Annotated in this window: 18 protein-coding genes, 4 tRNA genes and 1 pseudogene; 10 read left to right on the forward strand and 13 right to left on the reverse strand. The window is 66.5% G+C overall.

Translation table 11 applies throughout. The features are described from left to right. Window positions 1-24: 24 nt before the first annotated feature. A complete protein-coding gene (locus tag AC5P5X_RS09760) occupies window positions 25-2229 on the forward strand; it encodes a TonB-dependent siderophore receptor (RefSeq protein WP_111189195.1) in 2205 nt (734 codons plus the stop codon). A 44-nt stretch (window positions 2230-2273) separates the two neighbouring features. On the opposite strand, the gene AC5P5X_RS09765 is transcribed toward AC5P5X_RS09760, so the two are convergent. Continuing rightward, entirely contained in the window at window positions 2274-2975 is a 702-nt protein-coding gene (locus AC5P5X_RS09765; protein ID WP_329762640.1) for a pirin family protein, read from the reverse strand. 140 nt (window positions 2976-3115) lie between these two features. Here AC5P5X_RS09765 and AC5P5X_RS09770 point away from each other — a divergent pair, with 140 nt between their 5' ends. Then, a complete protein-coding gene (locus AC5P5X_RS09770; RefSeq protein ID WP_005409044.1) occupies window positions 3116-4036 on the forward strand; it encodes a LysR family transcriptional regulator in 921 nt (306 codons plus the stop codon). Window positions 4037-4734: 698 nt separating this feature from the next. Here AC5P5X_RS09770 and AC5P5X_RS09775 read toward each other — a convergent pair. The 10 genes from AC5P5X_RS09775 to AC5P5X_RS09820 all read right to left on the reverse strand — a co-directional run bounded on the left by AC5P5X_RS09775 (window position 4735) and on the right by AC5P5X_RS09820 (window position 10644). Then, a tRNA-Arg gene (locus AC5P5X_RS09775) sits at window positions 4735-4811 on the reverse strand. Between the two features lie 32 nt (window positions 4812-4843). Further along, window positions 4844-4920 (reverse strand) — tRNA-Arg (locus tag AC5P5X_RS09780). A gap of 58 nt (window positions 4921-4978) precedes the next feature. Further along, window positions 4979-5055, reverse strand: a tRNA-Arg gene (locus AC5P5X_RS09785). Then, window positions 5046-5972: an alpha/beta hydrolase family protein gene (locus AC5P5X_RS09790; protein WP_111189193.1), complete on the reverse strand. Its 927-nt coding sequence runs from the start codon at window positions 5970-5972 to the stop codon at window positions 5046-5048. The genes AC5P5X_RS09785 and AC5P5X_RS09790 overlap by 10 nt, the downstream gene beginning before the upstream one ends. After that, the gene (gene thiD, locus AC5P5X_RS09795) at window positions 5969-6778 is read right to left on the reverse strand and encodes a bifunctional hydroxymethylpyrimidine kinase/phosphomethylpyrimidine kinase (RefSeq protein WP_005409046.1); all 810 of its coding nucleotides are present in this window, start codon (window positions 6776-6778) and stop codon (window positions 5969-5971) included. Before thiD ends, AC5P5X_RS09790 begins: the two co-directional genes overlap by 4 nt. Window positions 6779-6842: 64 nt before the next feature. After that, on the reverse strand, window positions 6843-7511 hold the full coding sequence (locus AC5P5X_RS09800; protein ID WP_005409047.1) for a YoaK family protein: 669 nt from the start codon (window positions 7509-7511) through the stop codon (window positions 6843-6845). A 12-nt stretch (window positions 7512-7523) separates the two neighbouring features. Further along, the gene (locus AC5P5X_RS09805) at window positions 7524-8030 is read right to left on the reverse strand and encodes a hypothetical protein (protein WP_100438391.1); all 507 of its coding nucleotides are present in this window, start codon (window positions 8028-8030) and stop codon (window positions 7524-7526) included. Beyond that, window positions 8027-9427: a PhoH family protein gene (locus AC5P5X_RS09810; protein WP_005409049.1), complete on the reverse strand. Its 1401-nt coding sequence runs from the start codon at window positions 9425-9427 to the stop codon at window positions 8027-8029. The genes AC5P5X_RS09805 and AC5P5X_RS09810 overlap by 4 nt, the downstream gene beginning before the upstream one ends. An 84-nt stretch (window positions 9428-9511) precedes the next feature. Further along, complete coding sequence (locus AC5P5X_RS09815; RefSeq protein ID WP_111174230.1) at window positions 9512-9991, reverse strand: peroxiredoxin; 480 nt, start codon at window positions 9989-9991, stop codon at window positions 9512-9514. A gap of 92 nt (window positions 9992-10083) precedes the next feature. Further along, a complete protein-coding gene (locus AC5P5X_RS09820) occupies window positions 10084-10644 on the reverse strand; it encodes a glycine cleavage system transcriptional repressor (RefSeq protein ID WP_005409051.1) in 561 nt (186 codons plus the stop codon). Between the two features lie 164 nt (window positions 10645-10808). On the opposite strand from AC5P5X_RS09820, the gene dapA reads away from it, so the two are divergent. Next, complete coding sequence (gene dapA, locus AC5P5X_RS09825) at window positions 10809-11702, forward strand: 4-hydroxy-tetrahydrodipicolinate synthase (RefSeq protein ID WP_111174231.1); 894 nt, start codon at window positions 10809-10811, stop codon at window positions 11700-11702. Between the two features lie 32 nt (window positions 11703-11734). Beyond that, window positions 11735-12250 carry a hypothetical protein gene (locus AC5P5X_RS09830; protein WP_005409053.1) on the forward strand — a complete coding sequence of 172 codons (516 nt, stop codon included), beginning with the start codon at window positions 11735-11737 and terminating at the stop codon, window positions 12248-12250. 186 nt (window positions 12251-12436) lie between these two features. On the opposite strand, the gene fdxA is transcribed toward AC5P5X_RS09830, so the two are convergent. Beyond that, window positions 12437-12760 carry a ferredoxin FdxA gene (gene fdxA, locus AC5P5X_RS09835; protein ID WP_005409054.1) on the reverse strand — a complete coding sequence of 108 codons (324 nt, stop codon included), beginning with the start codon at window positions 12758-12760 and terminating at the stop codon, window positions 12437-12439. Window positions 12761-12952: 192 nt separating this feature from the next. On the opposite strand from fdxA, the gene AC5P5X_RS09840 reads away from it, so the two are divergent. Further along, on the forward strand, window positions 12953-14377 hold the full coding sequence (locus AC5P5X_RS09840; protein ID WP_111174232.1) for a sugar porter family MFS transporter: 1425 nt from the start codon (window positions 12953-12955) through the stop codon (window positions 14375-14377). A gap of 324 nt (window positions 14378-14701) precedes the next feature. On the opposite strand, the gene AC5P5X_RS09845 is transcribed toward AC5P5X_RS09840, so the two are convergent. Continuing rightward, window positions 14702-14776 (reverse strand) — tRNA-Glu (locus AC5P5X_RS09845). A gap of 52 nt (window positions 14777-14828) precedes the next feature. Between AC5P5X_RS09845 and pcnB the strand changes: the two genes are divergently transcribed. From pcnB to AC5P5X_RS09870, 5 genes and pseudogenes are all read left to right on the forward strand, one after another. Beyond that, a complete protein-coding gene (pcnB, locus tag AC5P5X_RS09850; protein WP_032965757.1) occupies window positions 14829-16208 on the forward strand; it encodes a polynucleotide adenylyltransferase PcnB in 1380 nt (459 codons plus the stop codon). A 3-nt stretch (window positions 16209-16211) separates the two neighbouring features. Next, window positions 16212-16697, forward strand: a complete 486-nt coding sequence (gene folK, locus AC5P5X_RS09855; RefSeq protein WP_059033994.1) for a 2-amino-4-hydroxy-6-hydroxymethyldihydropteridine diphosphokinase — start codon at window positions 16212-16214, stop codon at window positions 16695-16697. Window positions 16698-16731: 34 nt separating this feature from the next. Beyond that, window positions 16732-17547 (forward strand): 3-methyl-2-oxobutanoate hydroxymethyltransferase, encoded by an 816-nt coding sequence (gene panB, locus AC5P5X_RS09860; protein ID WP_059033996.1) that lies wholly within the window; start codon window positions 16732-16734, stop codon window positions 17545-17547. After that, on the forward strand, window positions 17544-18383 hold the full coding sequence (gene panC, locus AC5P5X_RS09865; protein WP_059033998.1) for a pantoate--beta-alanine ligase: 840 nt from the start codon (window positions 17544-17546) through the stop codon (window positions 18381-18383). Before panB ends, panC begins: the two co-directional genes overlap by 4 nt. A gap of 66 nt (window positions 18384-18449) precedes the next feature. Continuing rightward, window positions 18450-18936: pseudogene (locus tag AC5P5X_RS09870) on the forward strand (hypothetical protein). Window positions 18937-19021 lie beyond the last annotated feature (85 nt).

The following is a 19021-nucleotide window of genomic DNA, read 5'->3' on the forward strand; positions in this document are numbered from 1 at the left end:
CCACCCTATCGTGGAGGTCCCGCCGTGCTGTCTGTGCCTGTTGTCCATACGCCGTCCCCCTTGCCGCGTCGCCGCGCGTTGCCGCAGGCGCTGGCCCGGGGTTTGCTGATCGCTGCTCTGGGCAGCAGCGGTATTGCTGTTGCGCAGTCCAGTACGGATCCAGCCAAGGATTCGCAGGCGCCTGCATCACAGACCCTGCAGACCGTGCAGGTCACGGCCAACCTGCTCGGTACCATCACCGAGGGCAGCGGCGCCTATACGCCCGGCACCATTGCCACCGCGACCCGCCTGGTGCTGACGCCACGGCAGACCCCGCAGACCGTCAGCGTGATCACCCGCGCCCAGATGGATGACTTCGGCCTGCACGGCATCGATGACGTGATGCGGGTGACCCCCGGCGTCAGCATCGTCACCTACGACAGCGAACGCACCGAGTACTACGCGCGCGGCTTCGCGATCCAGAACTTCCAGTACGACGGCATTCCGATGTCGCGCAATTCGGCGTACTCCGCCGGCAACACGCTCAGCGATACCGCCATCTACGACCGCATCGAAGTGCTCAAGGGCGCGACCGGCCTGCTGACCGGCATGGGCGATCCGGGTGCGACCATCAACCTGGTGCGCAAGAGGCCGGGCAAGGACTTCGCCGGCAGTGCTTCACTGGGTGTCGGCCGCTGGGACGACTACCGCGCCGAGCTCGATGTCGGTGGTCCGCTGACTGCCGATGGCCGCCTGCGTGGCCGTGCCGTGGGGGCCTGGGAAGACAAGCACTCCAACCTGGACAACTACCAGCGCACCAGCAAGGTCGGCTATGCCGTGCTGGAAGCCGATCTGGGCGAACGCACGCTGTTGTCGATCGGTGGCGACGTGATGGACAGCGACCCGAAGGGGTCGACGTGGGGCGGCATTCCGCTGCTGGACAGCGCCGGCAACTTCAACCGCATGCCGCGCTCGTTCAACAATGGTGCGCAATGGGCCGGCTGGCGCCAGTACGTGCGTACCGGTTTCACCACGTTGGAGCACACGTTCGCCAACGATTGGATCGCCAAACTGCAGCTCAACCACCAGGTCAACGGCTATGACGCCGCACTGGCCGGTGCCGCCGCCGGCAATCCTGATCCGTTGACCGGCGAGGGCGTCAGCCTGTGGCTCGGCAAGTACGTCGGCAAGACCGTCAGCAATGCCGCCGACTTCTATGTGAGCGGGCATTTCGGTCTGTTCGGGCGAGAGCATGAGCTGGTGGTCGGTGGCAGTGCCTCGCGCAAGCGCTGGACCAATACCGGCTACGGCCCGCAGGCGGGGTTCCCGGATACCGTGCCGGACTACAGAAGCTGGAATGGCGACATTGCCGAACCGCAGTGGCAGCGCACCTATGACAACAATGAAGTGACCCGCGAGAATGGGCTGTACGTGGTTGGCCGCTTCGACGTGGCCGATCCGTTGAAGCTGATCGTCGGCAGCCGCCTGGCCAGTTACCGCTCGCCGGACACGCGCGAGACCGGCGTCCATGTGCCCTATGCCGGCGTGGTCTACGACCTCGGCGAGCATTACTCGGTGTATGCCAGCTACAGCACCATCTTCAAGCCGCAGGGCGAGCGTGACGAGCAGGGCAAGGCACTGGATCCACTGGAGGGCCGCAGCTACGAGGTTGGCCTGAAGGCTGAGTTCTTCGATGGGCGCCTCAATGCCAGTGCGGCGCTGTTCCAGCTTGATCAGGACAACTTCGCCCAGCCCACCGGTGGCAAGACACCGGATGGCCAGGATGCCTACCGCGCCTTGATGGGCGTGCGCACCAAGGGTTACGAGCTTGAAATGTCGGGTCAGCTGGCCGAGGGCTGGCAGGTGCAGGGTGGGTTCTCCCACAAGATCGCCCGCCAGGCGGGCACCAAGGTGACCACGCTGGAACCGGAGAGCCAGTTCAGTCTGCACACCCGCTACCGCCTGCGTGGCGCTTGGCAGGGGCTGACGCTGGGTGGTGGCGCACGCTGGCAGGATTCGACTTTCGGCGAGATCACCAACCCGGCCACGCGGGCCAAGGTGGTGCATCGCACGCAGCCGTACTGGTTGCTTGATGCGATGGCGCGCTACCAGTTCAACGATCGCCTGTCGGCCACGGTCAACGTCAACAACCTGCTCGACAAGCGTTACTACACGATCTTCAACTGGTACAGCACCTACACCTGGGGTGAGCCGCGCAACGTGCGGTTGAGCTTGAATTACAGGTTCTGACGCAGATGCGCCCGCGATGCTCTGCAGCATCACGGGCGATGTGGTTACAGCGGCAGGTCGAACACCAGCACTTCGGCATCGTTGCCGTTTTCCAGCGTCAGCTGGGCTTCGTCGCTGACCTGCAGCGCATCACCGGCTTCCAGGGTGATGCCGTTGACCTGCAGCTGCCCACGGGCCACCTGCACATAGGCGCCACGACCGTGGCCAAGCGCATGGTGCAGCTTCAGGCCGCCATCGAGGATGGTGGCGAAGATGCGGGCATCCTGGTGGATGCGCAGCGAACCATCGGCACCGTCCGGCGAGGCGATCAGGCGCAGCTGGCCGCGCTTGGTTTCCGGGGCGAAGTGGGTCTCCTCGTACGACGGCGTGATGTTCTCGGTGTCCGGGAAGATCCAGATCTGCAGGAAGTGCACGGTCTCGTCGGCCGAGTGGTTGAACTCGCTGTGGGTGACGCCGCTGCCGGCGCTCATGCGCTGCACGTCGCCGTAGCGCAGCACTGAGCCGGTGCCCATCGAGTCCTTGTGTTCCAGCGCACCGCCCAGCACGTAGGAGATGATTTCCATGTTGCTGTGGCCGTGGGTGCCGAAGCCCTGGCCGCCGATCACCTTGTCTTCGTTGATCACCCGCAGCGGGCCGAAGCTGACGTAGCGCGGGTCGTAGTAGTTGGCGAAGGAGAAGGTATGGCGCGAGGACAGCCAGCCATGCTCGGCCAGGCCACGGGTAGCGCTCTTGCGGATCTGCAGCATGATGGAATCTCCTTGTTCGATGGTTTCGATGGGGCGGGGTGGGCTGGTAGCCGCTGTGTTTCCCCGTTGGAGAGAAGTATCCGCTTGCGCCTTGGGTTTGAAAAACGGATAGTTTTGACAGCCATCATCGAAAAATTCGAATGCTCAAGCTCAGCCTCGATGCCCTGCAGATCCTGGATGCCATCGACCGCCGCGGCTCCTTTGCCGGCGCCGGCAAAGCCCTGCACAAGGTGCCCTCGACCATCTCCTACACCGTGGCCAAGCTGGAGGAGGACTTGGGCGTTCAGCTGTTCGACCGGGTCGGTCCGCGCGCCGAGCCGACCGAGGCTGGCCGCGCGCTGCTGGACGAAGGCCGGCACCTGCTGCGCGCCGCCCGCGAGCTGGAACTGCGGGTGCGCCGGGTGGCGTCGGGCTGGGAGACCGAACTGACGCTGGCGGTGGATTCGGTGTTCCCGACCTGGCTGCTCGGCCCGGATATCGCCGCGTTTCGCGAGGCCGAGGCACCGACCCGGCTGCGATTGATCGGCGAGGCCCTGTCCGGCACCTGGGAGGCCCTGCTGGACCGCCGTGCCGACCTGCTGGTCGGCGCGCCGGGTGAGGGCCCCAGTGGCGGTGGTTACGTGGTCGAGCCGCTGGGCACGGTGGAGTTCGTGTTCGCGGTCGCGCCCGGTCATCCGTTGGCCGCAGTGCCGGGTGTGCTGGGTCGCGAGCAGCTGGTCGAGCACTGCGCGATCGCGGTCTCTGATTCCGCGCGCAGGCTGCTGCCGCGCACGGTCGGCTTGTTGATGGGGCAGGAGATGCTGACGGTGCCGGACATGGCCAGCAAATTGAAGTTGCAGTGCGAAGGCGTGGGCTTCGGTTTCCTGCCCGAACCGTGCGCGCGCGCTGCGGTGGCGCGCGGCCAGCTGGTGATCCGCGAGGTGGAGGAACACAAGCCGGAGGAGACCTTCTGGCTGGCCTGGCGCACCGGCGAGGATGGCGCCGCATTGCGCTGGTGGCGCGAGCGCCTGCGCAGGCCGGAGCTGTTGTCGCAGTGGTGGCAGGCAATGGCCAGGGGGTAGGTGTACAGCAGGGCTGCGCCCTGCACCCGCTACGATCCAGAGCAACAGCAACAGCAACAGCAACTGCAACAGCAGAAGCTGGTTTCCTGAGGGATGGCGGGGTGGGTCCGGTTGCGGGAGACGCCGTAAACCCGTCCTTGGGGGCTTGGCCGCGGCATCTATGCCGCGGACACTCCCGCAACCGGACCCACCCCGCCTTCGACAGTTTTCCGCGATCTGTCGGAACGGCGTACTGCTCTGGTAGGTGTCGACCTTGGTCGACACGGTAGATCCACGCCATGCGTGGATGCTCTTCGATCAATTGTCGAAATGTTCGAACTCGATGGAGATTCATCCACGCATGGCGTGGATCCATCAGATCGCGGAAATCTGTCAGAGGTGGGGCGGCATGGGCAGGCAGGACCGTTGGCGGCATGGATGCCGCCATCGAGCCCCCATGGGTGAGGGCGCTTTGCTTGCGAAGCATTGCTTCGCAAGCGCCCGAACGCACAGCCGCCAGCGGCTGGGCCGGACCGCGGAGCGGGGTTTACGGCGTGTCCTGCCTGTCCATGCCGCCCCGCCAGCCCACGGAATGCCAGCTTTTGCCGTTGCCGTTGAGGTTGCCGGCCAGCGGCCGGCACTACCAGGGTGCAGGGCACAGCCCTGCCGAAAAACACACATAAAAAAACAGCAGGCCGAGGCCTGCTGTTTCGGTGTAATGGTGCGCCCGGAGAGATTCGAACTCCCGACCGCCTGGTTCGTAGCCAGGTACTCTATCCAACTGAGCTACGGGCGCCAATTACATGAACTTGTTGTGCTGACTGTGTATGGTGCGCCCGGAGAGATTCGAACTCCCGACCGCCTGGTTCGTAGCCAGGTACTCTATCCAACTGAGCTACGGGCGCGCGGTACACAATCAAATTTTACTGCATTTCCAGCGGCGGATGCTGGAAACCTGTCGAGTGGTGCGCCCGGAGAGATTCGAACTCCCGACCGCCTGGTTCGTAGCCAGGTACTCTATCCAACTGAGCTACGGGCGCCCTGCGACAGGAGCGGAATTATGCGGATGTCGGCGCGTACCGTCAACAGTTTTGTGAAAATTTTCATCCAACTGAATGAAAAAGCTGTCAGCCACAGCATCAGGGGCCTTCAGCCACGCGAAATGATCGGCGCGCGTGCCCAGTTCCTGCGTGGACAGCACGCGCAGCTGCGCGTCCACATTCGGCAGCTTCGCCAGCAGCGTCTGCATCGATCCGGTGGGGGCCAACCAGTCGTGCTCCATCAGCACCGCCTGTGCGCTGCCATGCACACGCGCCATCTGCGCATCGAGGTCTTCGTCCATGCCGACGGCGGCGTAATGGTTGTTCAGGCCGACGCGTGCCCAGTCGGCAATCAGTCCGCGCGCTTCGGTGCCACCAAAGCCGAGGCGACGGCCATGCAGCACGCCCTGGCGCTGTGCGATCCACGGCAGGAAGCGGTAGACCAGCGGCAGCAGCCAGCCACGCGGTGGTGGGAATCCGCGCCAGAACGGTGAGCCGCTGGCGGCCAGCCACAGCCGGTTGAAGTGCTGCGGGTTGCGGCCGGCATGCACGCAGGCCAGCTGCCCGCCCAGGCTATGGCCGCCGATGATCCAGGGCAGGGCGTCGCCTTCGTCATCCGCTGCGGCCAGGACGGCCTGGCTGGTCGGCAGATCCTGTTCGAGTACCTCGCGATAGCCCCAGTCCTGCGTGCGCGATGGGCGCAGCGAACTGCTGCCGTTGCCGCGCCACTCGTGCAGGTAGACCGCCACGCCCTTCGCCACCAGCGCCAAAGCCAGTGGCAGGTAGTGGCGCGCGGCCACGCCCAGTGCCGGCAGCCACAGCAGGCGTGCGATGGGCTGTGCGGGCACGCAGGCGATCACCTCGAAGCGATGGCCGTCGTCGCACTGCACGGCAAGGACGCTCGGCGTCGGGCTCATGCGTGGGGTGCCGCGCCGAAGTGGTCGAGCACCAGCACCTCGCTGCGGCCGGGGGCATAGCCCTGCTGCAGGCCGCGTGCAACGTAGTCGATACCGGCTTCGCAGGCGTTGGCCAGGCTCAGGCCATTGCACAGCTGCGCGGCGATGGCCGAGGCCAGCGTGCAGCCGGTGCCATGTGCGTCCAGCGGCAGGCGCGCGTGGATGAATTCTTCGCTGCTGACGCCGTCGAAGTAGCGATCGATCACGCGATTGCCCTCATGCAGGTGGCCACCCTTGAGCAGCACTGCGCCGGCACCGAGGTCGAGCAGGGCCGAGGCGGCCTGTTCTGCGTCTTCGCCGTTGCTGATCTTCCGGCCGACCAGCAGTTCTGCTTCCGGCGTATTGGGGGTGATCAGCGTGGCCAGCGGGATCAGGCGCTCACGCATGGCCTGCAATGCGCTGTCTTCCAGCAGGCGTGCCCCACTGGTGGCGACCATCACCGGGTCCAGTACCACGTGTGGCGGGCGGTGCTTTTCGAGTGCATCAGCGACGGCATGGATCACTTCGGCGTTGGCCAGCATCCCCAGCTTCACCGCGTGGATGTCGAAGTCGTCGAAGCAGGCATCCAGCTGCGCGCGCAGGAACTCGATGGGTGGCACGTGCACGGCGATGACGCCGCGGGTGTTCTGCGCGGTCAGTGCAGCAATCGCGGAAAGGCCATGCACGCGGTGTGCGGCGAAGGCCTTGAGGTCAGCCTGGATGCCGGCGCCACCGCCGGAGTCGGAGCCGGCGATGGTGAGGGCGGAAACGGGAGTGGTCGGGCTCATCGGTTGATTGTGCCGTGGTCCCGCAGGGGAAGGTAGATCCACGCCATGCGTGGATGTCCTTGATTCAATACCGCCAACGCGCCCATTGCTGGTACAGCACATAACCCAGCCCGGTCAGGCCAGTCAGCAGGGCGGGGGCGAGCAGGGCGTCGTACTGCCAGCGCATGAACAGCCAGGCGCCGAGGACGCCGCCGGCGAGGAAGCCGCTGATGATCAGGCCGCTGAGGGTCAGCCGCCGTACCTGCAGCGGCAGCCCACGCAGCAGGTGGCCGAGGCCGATGCCGAGGTCGGTGAACATGCCGCTGAGGTGGGTGGTGCGCACCACTGCGCCACTGAAGGTGGTGGCCATCGCGTTCTGCAGGCCGCAGGCCATGGCGGCGGCCAGCGCGCCCCAGATCTGGTGTTGTTCAAAGAGCGGAATGGCCACCAGCAGCAGCGCCGATTCCAGCGCCAGTGCCACGCCATAGCGCCGGCCCAGCTGCAGGGCGCTGTCCTGGATCAGCAGGCCGCTGAGCATCGCGCCCAGCGAGAACGCGATCAGCAGCCCCCACAGGTGCCCGACGGCGCGCCAATCCCCCTGCGCCAGCGCCATGCCCAACTGGCTGGTACTGCCGGTCATGTGGCTGACCGCCTGGTGCTCGAAACCGAGGAAGCCGACCACGTTGACCATGCCGGCCACGCACGAGAGCGCGACCGCGCCGATCCAGACCCAGGTGGGCAGGCGTATTCCCATCGGCGGGGCCCCTCAGGGCCCGCCGAAGCCGCCGTTGAACTGCAGCTCGCTGAAGGTGTTGCTGGCCGGGTCGAACACCGCGCCCCAGAACTGCGCGCCGCCATCGCAGACGCGGATCGCTTCGCGGGCCGGATTGATGCCGCTGTCGTCGGGCAGGTGGAAGGCGTTGATGTAGATCAGCCGCTTGCCGGTGCTTTCGATGCCGACGTACTGGCGGTCGAAGTCCAGCACCTTCGGCACCTGCGCTTCCAGCGACGACAGCTTCGCCTCCAGCTGGTCGATCTGCTGCCGGCTGGGCGCCCAGTACCCCGACACCCGCCCGGCCTCGCGGCCGGGGCTGGTGCGCGAGCAGGTGTCGAGCACCTGCGCGGCGATGATCGGGCGGGTGACCACCCAGGACTGTCCGGTGCGCTCGGCGGTCGGCACGCTGGTCGGGCCGCGAATGGTGGTGCAGGCGCCCAGGGTGGCTGCGAGGGTGATCGCAGCCGTGGGCAGCAGCAGGCGGGTGCAGCGGTTCACAACACCTCCGAAGCGTAATCGGCCAGGCGCGAGCGTTCGCCTCGGCGCAGGGTGATGTGCGCACTATGCGGCCAGTTCTTGAAACGATCCACCGCGTAGGTCAGGCCCGAAGTGGTCTCGGTCAGGTACGGGGTGTCGATCTGCTCGACGTTGCCCAGGCAGACGATCTTGGTGCCGGGGCCGGCACGGGTGATCAGCGTCTTCATCTGCTTCGGGGTGAGGTTCTGCGCCTCGTCCAGGATCAGGTAGCGCGACAGGAAGGTACGGCCGCGCATGAAGTTCATCGAGCGGATCTTGATGCGGCTGGCCAGCAGGTCGTTGGTGGCCTGGCGACCCCAGGTGCCGCCTTCCTGGTTGTGCGTGAGCACTTCCAGGTTGTCGGTCAGCGCGCCCATCCACGGCGTCATCTTCTCCTCCTCGGTACCCGGCAGGAAGCCGATGTCCTCGCCGACGCTGACCGTGGCGCGGGTCATGATGATCTCGCGGTAGCGCTGCTGGTCCATCGTCTGCGCCAGGCCGGCGGCCAGCGCCAGCAGGGTCTTGCCGGTACCGGCGGTGCCCAGCAGGGTGACGAAGTCGATCTCCGGATCCATCAGTGCGTTGAGCGCGAAGTTCTGCTCGCGGTTGCGCGCACTGATACCCCAGACGGCGTGGCTGCCGTGGCGGAAATCATCGACCAGCGACAGCACTACCTTGCCGTCGCCGACCACGCGGCTGACGCGCAGTTCGACTTCGTCTTCGCCGGGCAGGTAGACGTACTGGTTCGGGTACCACTCCTCGCCGTCCTGCGCCTGGATTTCGTAATGGCTGCGGCCCTTGTCGCTCCAGCTGCGCAGGTCGTCACCGTGGCGCTTCCAGAAGTCTTCCGGCAGCTCGGTGGCGCCGGTGTAGAGCAGGCTGAAATCGTCCAGCGCGCGGTCGTTTTCGTAGTCCTCGGACACGATGCCGGCGATGGCGGCCTTGATCCGCAGGTTGATGTCCTTGGAAACGAACACCACCGGCAGGTCCGGCGTTTCTTCCTTCAGCGCCAGGATCGCGCCAAGGATGGCATTGTCGGGAATGACCTTTCCAAAGCTCTTGCCCGCGTCGAAGTGGCTGGTCTGGAAGCGCAGCTTGCCGGCGCTCTGCTTGCCGCGCAGCTGCAGGCCGTTGGGGCGCTGCAGCGGAATGCCGTCGGCCAGGTTGTCCAGGCCGGATTCCTGCACCAGCTCGTTGAGGAAGCGGCTCACCTGGCGGGCGTTGCGGCTCGCTTCGGAGGTGCCCTTCTTGCCGTTGTCCAGCTCCTCGATCACCTGCATGGGCAGGTAGATGTCGTGCTCCTCGAATTTGAACAGCGCGGTCGGATCGTGCATCAGCACGTTGGTATCCAGCACGTAGATGCGCTTGCCTCGGGTCATCGTCGATTCCTGGTTACGGACAGGGAAAAACCACCACGGCCTGCTGCGGGGCAGGGTGATGGCAGACACAGTAGGCAGTGGGACTCACTTGGACTGGGAGGCCTTCAGTTCGGCGAGAACGGCATCGGCATGGCCGGCAACCTTGACCTTGCGCCAGGACTGCACGATGCGGCTGTCGGGGGAAATCAGGAAGGTACTGCGTTCGATGCCACGTACCTGCTTGCCGTACATGTTCTTCATCTTGATCACGTCGAAGGCGCTGCACAGCGCTTCGTCGCCATCGCTGACCAGCGGGAAGTTGAAGCCCTGCTTGGCACAGAAGTTGTCGTGCGACTTCACCGAGTCGCGAGAGACGCCGAGCACGACCGCGCCGGCCTTCTTGAACTTCGGCAGCAGGGCGTTGAAGTCGATGCCTTCGGTGGTACAGCCGGGAGTGCTGTCCTTGGGGTAGAAGTACAGCACCAGCCACTGGCCGGCATAGTCGCCGAGAGTGGCCTGGTCGCCACCGGACAGCGCCAGCGGCAGGGAAAGGGTGGTGCTGTCCAGGGTATCGCCGTTGTTCATGAGGTCCTTCTGTCGAGCCTGGGTTGTTTCTACGACAATTGCATGAAACGCCACGCGCCCGTGAGAGGCGCGCGAAAAATCCGCACTCCCAATCAGAATTTCATCGGGTCCATGATCGCGTCCAGGTTCAGGTGGTCGCAGAACTCAAGGAAATCGTCGCGCAGCGCGGCGATGTGCATGTTGGCCGGCACGCCGATGGTGACCTGAGCACTGAACATTTCCGCACCGGTCTGCATGGCGCGGTAGCGCGTGCTCTGCAGGTTCTCGATGGTGATGCCCTGGCGGTCGAAGAAATCGGCCAGCTGGAACAGGATGCCCGGCTTGTCGGCGGCGATCACTTCGACAATGTACGGCAGCAGGTTGGACTGCGCCTGCTTGGCCGCGGTGCGGTACCAGACCAGCTTCAGGCCTTCCTCGCGCTCCAGCCGGGTCAGCATCGCCTCCAGCTTGGCCACCGAGTCCCAGGAGCCGGTGGCCAGGGCGGTGACCGAGACATCGCGGCCGACCGTGGCCAGGCGTGCGTCCACCAGATTGCAGCCGCTGTCGGCGATGCGGCGGGTGACGGACAGCAGGGGGGACTCCGGATGCGTCGTATAGGCGTTGATCAGGAGGTGGTTTTCGCTCGGCGCGGGGCGCGGGGTGGTGTCGGTCAAGGCGATTCCGGGTAATGCATGCGTTAGTCTGAATGCCCGCCAGAGGCGGGGATCCACCGGTGTCCAGCATACTTGCCCGTGCTTTCGCGCCGCAAGTAACATTCAGGTCGCCCCCGGCCTTTTGTGGCGGGCGTTTTCCCTTTCCAGCCAAGAGCAGCACGTCCTTGTCCCTTTCCGGCCTCATCACCGCGCTGGCGACCCCGTTCCGGGCCGACGGCGCCCTCGATCCCGACGGTTGGCAGCGCCTGCTGCACCTGCAACTGGAAGGTGGCGTCCATGGCGTTGTCGTTGCCGGCTCGACCGGCGAAGCGGCAACCCTCACCGATGCCGAGTACGGCCTGCTGCTGGTCAGCGCGGTCGAACGCATTGGCGGCCGCATCCCGGTCATGGCCGGCACCGGCCTGTCCGGTACCGCCAAAACCATCGAACAGACCCGTCGTGCGGCCGCGCTTGGCGCCAGCCATGCACTGGTGGTCACCCCGCCTTACGTGAGGCCGACCCAGGCCGGCCTGATTGCCCATTATCGTGCGGTCGCCGACCAGGGTGGGTTGCCGGTCGTGCTGTACAACGTGCCCGGCCGTACCGGTTGCGACATGCAGCCGGAGACCGTGGCCGAACTGGCCAGCCACCCCAACATCGTCGGCATCAAGGAGGCGGTGGGCGACACCGGCCGGGTGCAGGCGCTGCTCGCACTGCGCAGCCCGCAGTTCGCCGTGCTCAGCGGCGACGACGGTACGGCCGCGCGTTCGATCCGGGCCGGTATCGACGGCCTGATCTCGGTCGGCTCCAACGTGCTGCCCGGCGCCTACCGCCGCATGTGTGAGCTGGCCGCCGCCCATGACCACGAAGCCACCGAGTCCTGGGATGCGCGCCTGCAGCCGTTCCATGATTTCTGCGGTGTTGAACCGAACCCGATTCCGGTCAAGGCGCTGCTGCGCCGTATCGGCATCGGCCATGACCTGCGCCTGCCGCTGCTGCCGCTGTCGGCGCCGCACCACGCGGCCGCCGACCATCTTGCCGGCGACATCGCCGCCCTTGAAGCCCTTTCCAGCCACTGACCTTTCGTCTTGGTCTGACCCAGGAGATTCACATGCGTCAATCCGTTTCCACTGTCCGCGTGCTGTCCTACGCCCTGCTTGCGGTGGCCGTTGCCGCCGGCACCACCGGCTGCTTCAAGCGTGGCGTCAAGGGCGACTATGCCCTGGCCCCGGAAATGCGTCCGCTGGAAGTGCCGCCGGACCTCAACCTGCCGGCCACCACCGGTGACAACAAGGTGCCGGCGCTGGTGTCGGCCACCAAGCCGGCAGCACCGGCGGCCGCGGCTCCGGCCGTTGGCAATACCGGTTTCACCATTGCTGGTGGCAAGGATGAAGCCTTCGCCAAGGTCGGCACCGCGCTGGAAGGCGTGGAGGGCGTGACCATCGCCAGCCGCGCCCAGTTGCTCGGCTCGTATGACGTGGCCTACGAAGGCAGCAACTTCCTGGTCCGCGTGGTCGCCGTCGATGCCGGCGCCTACATCTCCGCGGTCGACCCGCGTGGCCTGCCGGCCACCGCCGAAGCGCCGGTGAAGCTGATCGCCGCGCTGAAGGCGAAGCTGGCCCAGTAAGGGCTGCCTCTGGTAGAAACTGACCTTGGTCGGCGCTTCTGTGCCAACCAAGGTTGGCACCTACCGGATCGCAAGGTTGGCATGCCGTATCGCGAGGTTGGCATGCCGGTTCTTGCGGTTGGCGTTCACCGGGAAACAGAAAAGGGCGCCCGTGGGCGCCCTTTTCGTTGCCGCCGTGGGCGCTTCTCAGCGCTCCAGCAGCTTCAGCTTGTCCGGCTTGCCATCCCATTCGCCGGCGTCGGCGGGGGGGTCCTTGCGCACGGTCAGCACCGGCCACTCCTTCGCCAGCTCGGCGTTGAGGGCGACGAAGCCTTCCTGGCCGGCGGGGACATCGTCCTCCGGGAAGATCGCATTGACCGGGCACTCCGGCTCGCAGAGGGTGCAGTCGATGCACTCATCCGGGTCGATCACCAGGAAGTTCGGGCCTTCGTGGAAGCAATCCACGGGGCACACTTCCACGCAATCGGTGTGTTTGCACTTGATGCAGTTTTCGGTGACGACAAAGGGCATGGGCTGGGGGTGGATCGATTCCTGAACCCGCCAATTCTAGAACAGGTTGGCCCCCGCTGTCGGCGCGGGGCGGAAATCGGGCGTCTGGCAGGCGCGGCCGTGGCAGTCATTGGCGGCAGGGCGGGGCCTGTGCGACGCTGCGGGTCAGCCGGCTGCGTCGGGTGGCCGGCCCCCTTCCCAGCAGGAGCGTCAATGTCACCAGCCCAGCCCAGCATCGCACCCCATGGCGGTGAGAACACTGCATTCATCGTCCTGATCAGCTGCGTGGCCACGCTCGGTGGATTCCTGTTCGGCTTCGACAGTGGTGTCATCAATGGCACGGTCGATGGCCTGCGCCAGGCCTTCAACTCCAGCGAGGCGGCGCTCGGTTTCGAAGTCGCCTCGATGCTGCTGGGCTGCGCGATCGGTGCGTTCCTGGCCGGCTGGCTGGGCGACCGCCTGGGACGCCGCGGCGTCCTGATCGTGTCGGCGCTGATGTTCCTGGTTTCGGCGCTGGGCGCCGGCGCAGCCCACGCCTCGTGGCTGTTCATCGCGGCCCGCGTGCTGGGCGGCTTTGCAGTAGGGGCGGCCAGCGTGATGTCGCCGGCCTACATCGCCGAGGTGGCCTCGGCGCGCTATCGCGGGCGCCTGGCCACAGTGCAGCAGATGGCGATCATCTGCGGCCTGTTCGCGGCGTTCCTCAGCAACTACCTGCTGGCCCGCGCCGCCGGGGCGTCGACCGAGCCGTTGTGGCTGGGTCATGAGGCCTGGCGCTGGATGTTCTGGATGCAGGCGCTGCCGTCGGGGCTGTTCCTGCTGTTGTTGCTGGTGATTCCGGAAAGCCCGCGCTTCCTGGTCCTGAAGGGGCGCCAGCAGCAGGCGAGGGCGGTGCTCGCGCGGCTGTACGGCGATACCGTGGCGGCGGCCAAGCAGGCCGAGATCGAAACCAGCCTGGCCCAGGACCAGCACAAGCCGCGCTTCGGCGACCTGCGCAACAAGGCCACCGGCAAGCTGCGCCCGATCCTCTGGGTGGGTATCGGCCTGGCCATGTTCCAGCAGCTGGTCGGCATCAACGTGGTGTTCTACTACGGCGCAGTGCTGTGGCAGGCGGTCGGCTTTTCGGAAAGCGACGCGCTGTTGATCAACGTGCTGTCCGGTGGGCTGAGCATCGGTGCCTGCCTGCTGACGGTGCTGTTGATCGACCGCATCGGGCGCAAGCCGCTGCTGTGGATCGGCTCGGTCGGCATGTCGGTGGCGCTGGTGCTGATGGTGGTCGCGTTCGCCAGTGGCAGCCTGGCCGACGGTCGCCTGCAGCTGTCCGACGGCATGGGCCGGCTGGCGCTGGTCGCGGCCAACGTCTACGTGGTGTTCTTCAACATGTCCTGGGGCCCGGTGATGTGGGTGATGCTGGGCGAGATGTTCCCCAACCAGATCCGCGGCCCGGCGCTGGCGGTGGCGGGTGCGGCGCAATGGACCTCGAACTTCGCGATCACCGTGACCTTCCCGATGCTGCTGGCCGGCATCGGCCTGGCCGGCGCCTATGGCATCTACGCGGTCGCGGCGATCCTCTCGATCGTCTTCGTGGTCCGCTACGTACGCGAGACCAAGGGCAAGGAGCTGGAGCAGATGGAAGGCTGACGGCGACTGGCTTCGGTTGCGTTCCGTTGGCGCCTGCTTGTCCAGAGTGTGAGAGGGCGGCCTGCCCCCTCCTGACAGTTCATGGTGCGTGCGGATGCGGCGAAGCGCTGGTCGGTTGTTGCCGCAGCTCGCGGGAAACCGTCCAGAGCCGGTGGGGTCACCCAGGGCAGGACCGTTGGCGCCATGGATGGCGCCATCGAGCCCCCATGGATGGGTTTACGGCGTGTCCTGCCCTGGGTGACCCCACCGGCTCAAGCCGATTGCAGGCCCGGAAAACAGAAAAGCCCGCACAAGGCGGGCTTTTTCGGTTCCTGCTGCAGCGACTGGCGCTCCCTAGGGGACTCGAACCCCTGTTTTAGCCTTGAGAGGGCCACGTCCTAACCACTAGACGAAGGGAGCGTAACTGTGTCGCTGCCGAGGCAGGAGCGCTAGTATATGCACCTCGATGCCATTGGGCAATCCCGAAACTTCAACCGGAAGCGCCAACATCATTTCCTCTGCTACATCACCGTTCAGCCTGCGCGTCATCCCGCGCGACCAGCACACGATCTCCCGCAAGGACATCAGCCCGAACGCCCTGCGCGTGCTTTATCGCCTGCGCGATGCCGGCTTCGGCGCCTACCTTGTCGGCGGCGCGGTGCGCGACCTGCTGGTCAATGGCCAACCCAAGGATTTCGACGTGGCCACCGACGCCACGCCCGAACAGGTCAAGCAGCTGTTCCGCAACTGCCGCCTGATCGGCCGCCGTTTCCGCCTCGCCCACGTTGTGTTCGGCCGCGAGATCATCGAAGTCGCCACCTTCCGCGCCAACAGCGATGACGGTAGTGGCGACCGCGAGATGGAAAACGGCATGCTTGTGCGCGACAACGTGTACGGCACCATCGAAGACGACGCCGTCCGCCGCGACTTCACCTGCAACGCCCTGTACTACGCCATCGAGGATTTCTCGGTGCGTGACTACACCGGCGGCTTCGAAGACGTGCAGGCGCGCCTGATGAAGCTCATCGGCGACCCGGTGCAGCGCTACCAGGAAGACCCGGTGCGCATGCTGCGCGCCGTGCGCCTGGCGGCCAAGCTCGGCTTCCAGATCGAAGAGGGCACCGCCGCGCCGATCCCGCAGCTGGCTGGCCTGCTCAACGAAGCCGCGCCGGCACGCCTGTTCGAGGAAGTGCTGAAGCTGTTCCTGTCCGGGCACGGCGTGGCCAGCTTCGAAGGCCTGGAGCGCTACGGTCTGCTCGACGTGCTGTTCCCGGAAAGCGCCAGGGCGTTGAAGTCCAACCGCACCGGCGCGCTGCGCCGCATGCTGGTCGAGGGCCTGGCCAATACCGATGCCCGCGTGGCCAACGACGAGCCGGTCTCGCCGGCGTTCCTGTTCGCGCTGTTGCTGTGGCCGGCGTTCTGCCGCGCCCAGGCGACCCTGCTCAAGCAGGGCGTGGCGCCGGAAGAGGCGCAGCGTCGTGCCGCCGACCGCGTCACCGTGCAGCAGCTGAGCACCATCGCGCTGCCGCGCCGCTTCTCGCTGCCGATGCAGGAAATCTGGCTGCTGCAGTCGCGTTTCAGCTCGCGCCAGCGCAAGCGCGTGTTCCGCACGCTCACCCATCCGCGCTTCCGCGCCGCGTTCGACTTCCTCAGCCTGCGCCAGGTGGCCTCGGCCGAGCACGCTGCCGATGTTGAATTCTGGCGCGAGGCACAGGCCCAGTCGGGCCGCGAGCTGGAATCTTCGCTGGACGCGATGCACAGCGAAGAGGGCGATGACGAGAACGGAGCACCGCGCAAGCGTCGCCGTCGTCGCCGCCGCCCGGGGGCCTCGGCCGGTGCAGCTGGCGAATAAGCAATGATGCCAGCGTGGATCGGCCTCGGCGCCAACCTCGGCGATGCGGCCACGACTGTCGGCGCGGCGATCACTGCGCTGGACGGCCTGCCCAGGACCCGCGTGCTGCAGGCCTCGCGCCTGTACGCAACGCCGGCCTGGGGCAATGAAGACCAGCCACCGTTCGTCAACGCGGTGGCCGCGGTCGAAACGTCACTGGCAGCCGATGAACTGCTGCAGGCGATGCTGGCGCTGGAGCAGCGCTTTGGTCGCGTGCGCGATCCGGCGGTGCACTGGGGGCCGCGCGCGCTGGACCTGGACCTGCTGCTGTATGGCGCGCAGGTGCTCGACCAGCCCGGCCTGCAGGTGCCGCACCCCTACATGCACGAGCGTGCCTTCGTGCTGGTGCCGCTGGCCGAAATCGCGCCAGATCTGGCCATCCCCGGCCATGGCCGCGTGCGGGATGCAGTGATGCGGGTGGATGCCTGCGGGATCGCGCCGATAGGGTGATAATGCCCGGGTTATCTCCCCCGGTTATCAGCACATGAGCACCCACGCAGACAGCAAGCCCTGGACCGTTCCCGCCCTGGCCGAGGCCAAGCGCAATGGCCAGAAGCTGGTCATGTTGACCGCCTACGACGCTGGCTTTGCCCGCACCTTCGATGCCAATGGTGTCGACCTGATCCTGATTGGCGATTCGCTGGGCATGGTCGTGCAGGGCCATGATTCGACCCTGCCGGTGACCGTGGCCGACATGGTCTACCACACCCGCGCCGTGGCCCGTGTGCTGCAGCGCGCGCTGCTGGTGGCCGATCTGCCGTTCGGCGCCGATGCCACTCCGGAGCGCGCGCTGGATGCTTCGCTGCAGCTGCTGCAGGCCGGTGCCGAGATGGTCAAGATCGAAGGTGCCGGCTTCAAGGTCGACATCATCCGCTACCTGGTTGAGCGTGAGATTCCGGTCTGTGCGCATCTGGGCCTGACCCCGCAATCGGTGCTGCGCCTGGGCGGCTTCAAGATCCAGGGCCGCGGCGATGCCGCCCGCCAGCTGGTCGACGATGCCAAGGCCGTGGCCGCGGCCGGTGCCAGCATCATGGTGCTCGAATGCGTGCCGACCCCGGTCGCCGCGGAAGTGACCGCCGCGGTGGATGTGCCGACCATCGGCATCGGTGCCGGCCCGCAGTGCGACGGCCAGGTGCTGGTGCTGCACGACTTCCTCGGCCTGGACAGCGGCCATCGCCGTCCCAAGTTCGTCAAGGACTTCCTTGCCGAAGGCGGTTCGGTGGCCGGTGCCACCCGCGCCTACGCCGACGCCGTGCGCGACGGCAGCTTCCCCGACGAACAGCACGCCTACGCCCAATGATCCAGACCTTCAACGAACTCGGCGCACTGCGCGCGCAGATCGCCCAGTGGAAGCAGGACGGCCTGCGCGTGGCGCTGGTGCCGACCATGGGCAACCTGCATGGCGGCCACCATTCGCTGGTGGCGCTGGCCCGCCAGTACGCCGACAAGGTGGTGGCGAGCATTTTCGTCAATCCGACCCAGTTCGGCCCCAACGAGGATTTCAATCGCTACCCGCGCACGCCCGAGGCCGACGTGGCCGGACTGGAGCAGGCCGGCTGCGACGCGGTGTGGCTGCCCAGCGTCGAGGTGATGTACCCGCTGGGCGTGGACAAGACCACGCAGATGCATGCGCCGGGTGTCAGTGAGGTGCTGGAAGGCGCCAGCCGGCCGGGCCACTTCGATGGCGTCTGCACCGTGGTGGCGCGCCTGTTCCTGCAGGTGCAGCCGGACGTGGCCGTGTTCGGCCGCAAGGACTACCAGCAGCTGGCGGTGATCCGGCAGATGGTGGCTGAGCTGTCGTTCCCGATCCAGATCGTCGGCGCGGACATCGTGCGCGACGAGGATGGCCTGGCCAAGAGTTCGCGCAACCAGTACCTGAGCGCCGAACAGCGCCCGGTCGCGACCACCATCCACCGCACCCTGCTGGGCATGCGCGAAGGCTACGTGGCCGGGCAGGCGCGTGATCGCATCGAGGCCGACGCCACGGCGGCATTGCAGGCGGCCGGTTTCCAGGTTGACTATGCGGTGCTGCGCACCCCGGAGCTGGCCGAGCCGACGTTCGATGGCGGTGGCCGCGTAGCGCTGATCGCCGCGCGCCTGGGCTCCACCCGCCTGATCGACAACCTGGAGTTCTGAGCCGCATGCGGCCCGGGGGCGCCCACAATGGGCGCCTCGCACCTTCCCATGGACGGGAGAACGGCAATGAAGACACCCTCCACTGACGCTGGTCGGCTTGCGCAGGTGTTGATCCTGGCCGTGCTGGCTGCCGGCGCAGCTGTTTGGCGGCCTGTTGTTCGCGCTCGAATTCAGGCGCACGCCGATGCCCGCGCTCACCGGCGGTGGACTGATGCTCGGGCTGGGCGTCTGCAGCGCCATCGCGGTGTTCCTGCCGATGGCGCTGCTCCCGCGATCTCGGCGGCTCCTGCGCCGGCCCCGCTTCGTGCTTGCAGGGGCTGCTCTGGGCGCGCTGGCCATGGCCATCCATGAATGGCCGGGCGCGATCCATGGGCCGCTGCTGCAGCGCCTGCGCTATGTGGATACATTCGATGTGATCAGCTATGGGCTGACGGTGTTGGCTGCAGGGGGCCTGGGCCTGGCCTCCGGGCTGGCCTTCCATACGGTGTTCAGGCTGTCACTGCAGGGCGGTGCCGTCCATGCCACGGCGCCGCCGCCGGGCGAGGGCGCCTGAACGGCCTTCAGCGTCCTGCCGCAGGCCCCTGACGACGGCCAAGCGGGTGCTAGAATCCGCTCTTTCCTTTGCCGTTGCAGCGCCC

This window comes from Stenotrophomonas sp. YJH_SMC_91 (genome assembly GCF_059368495.1).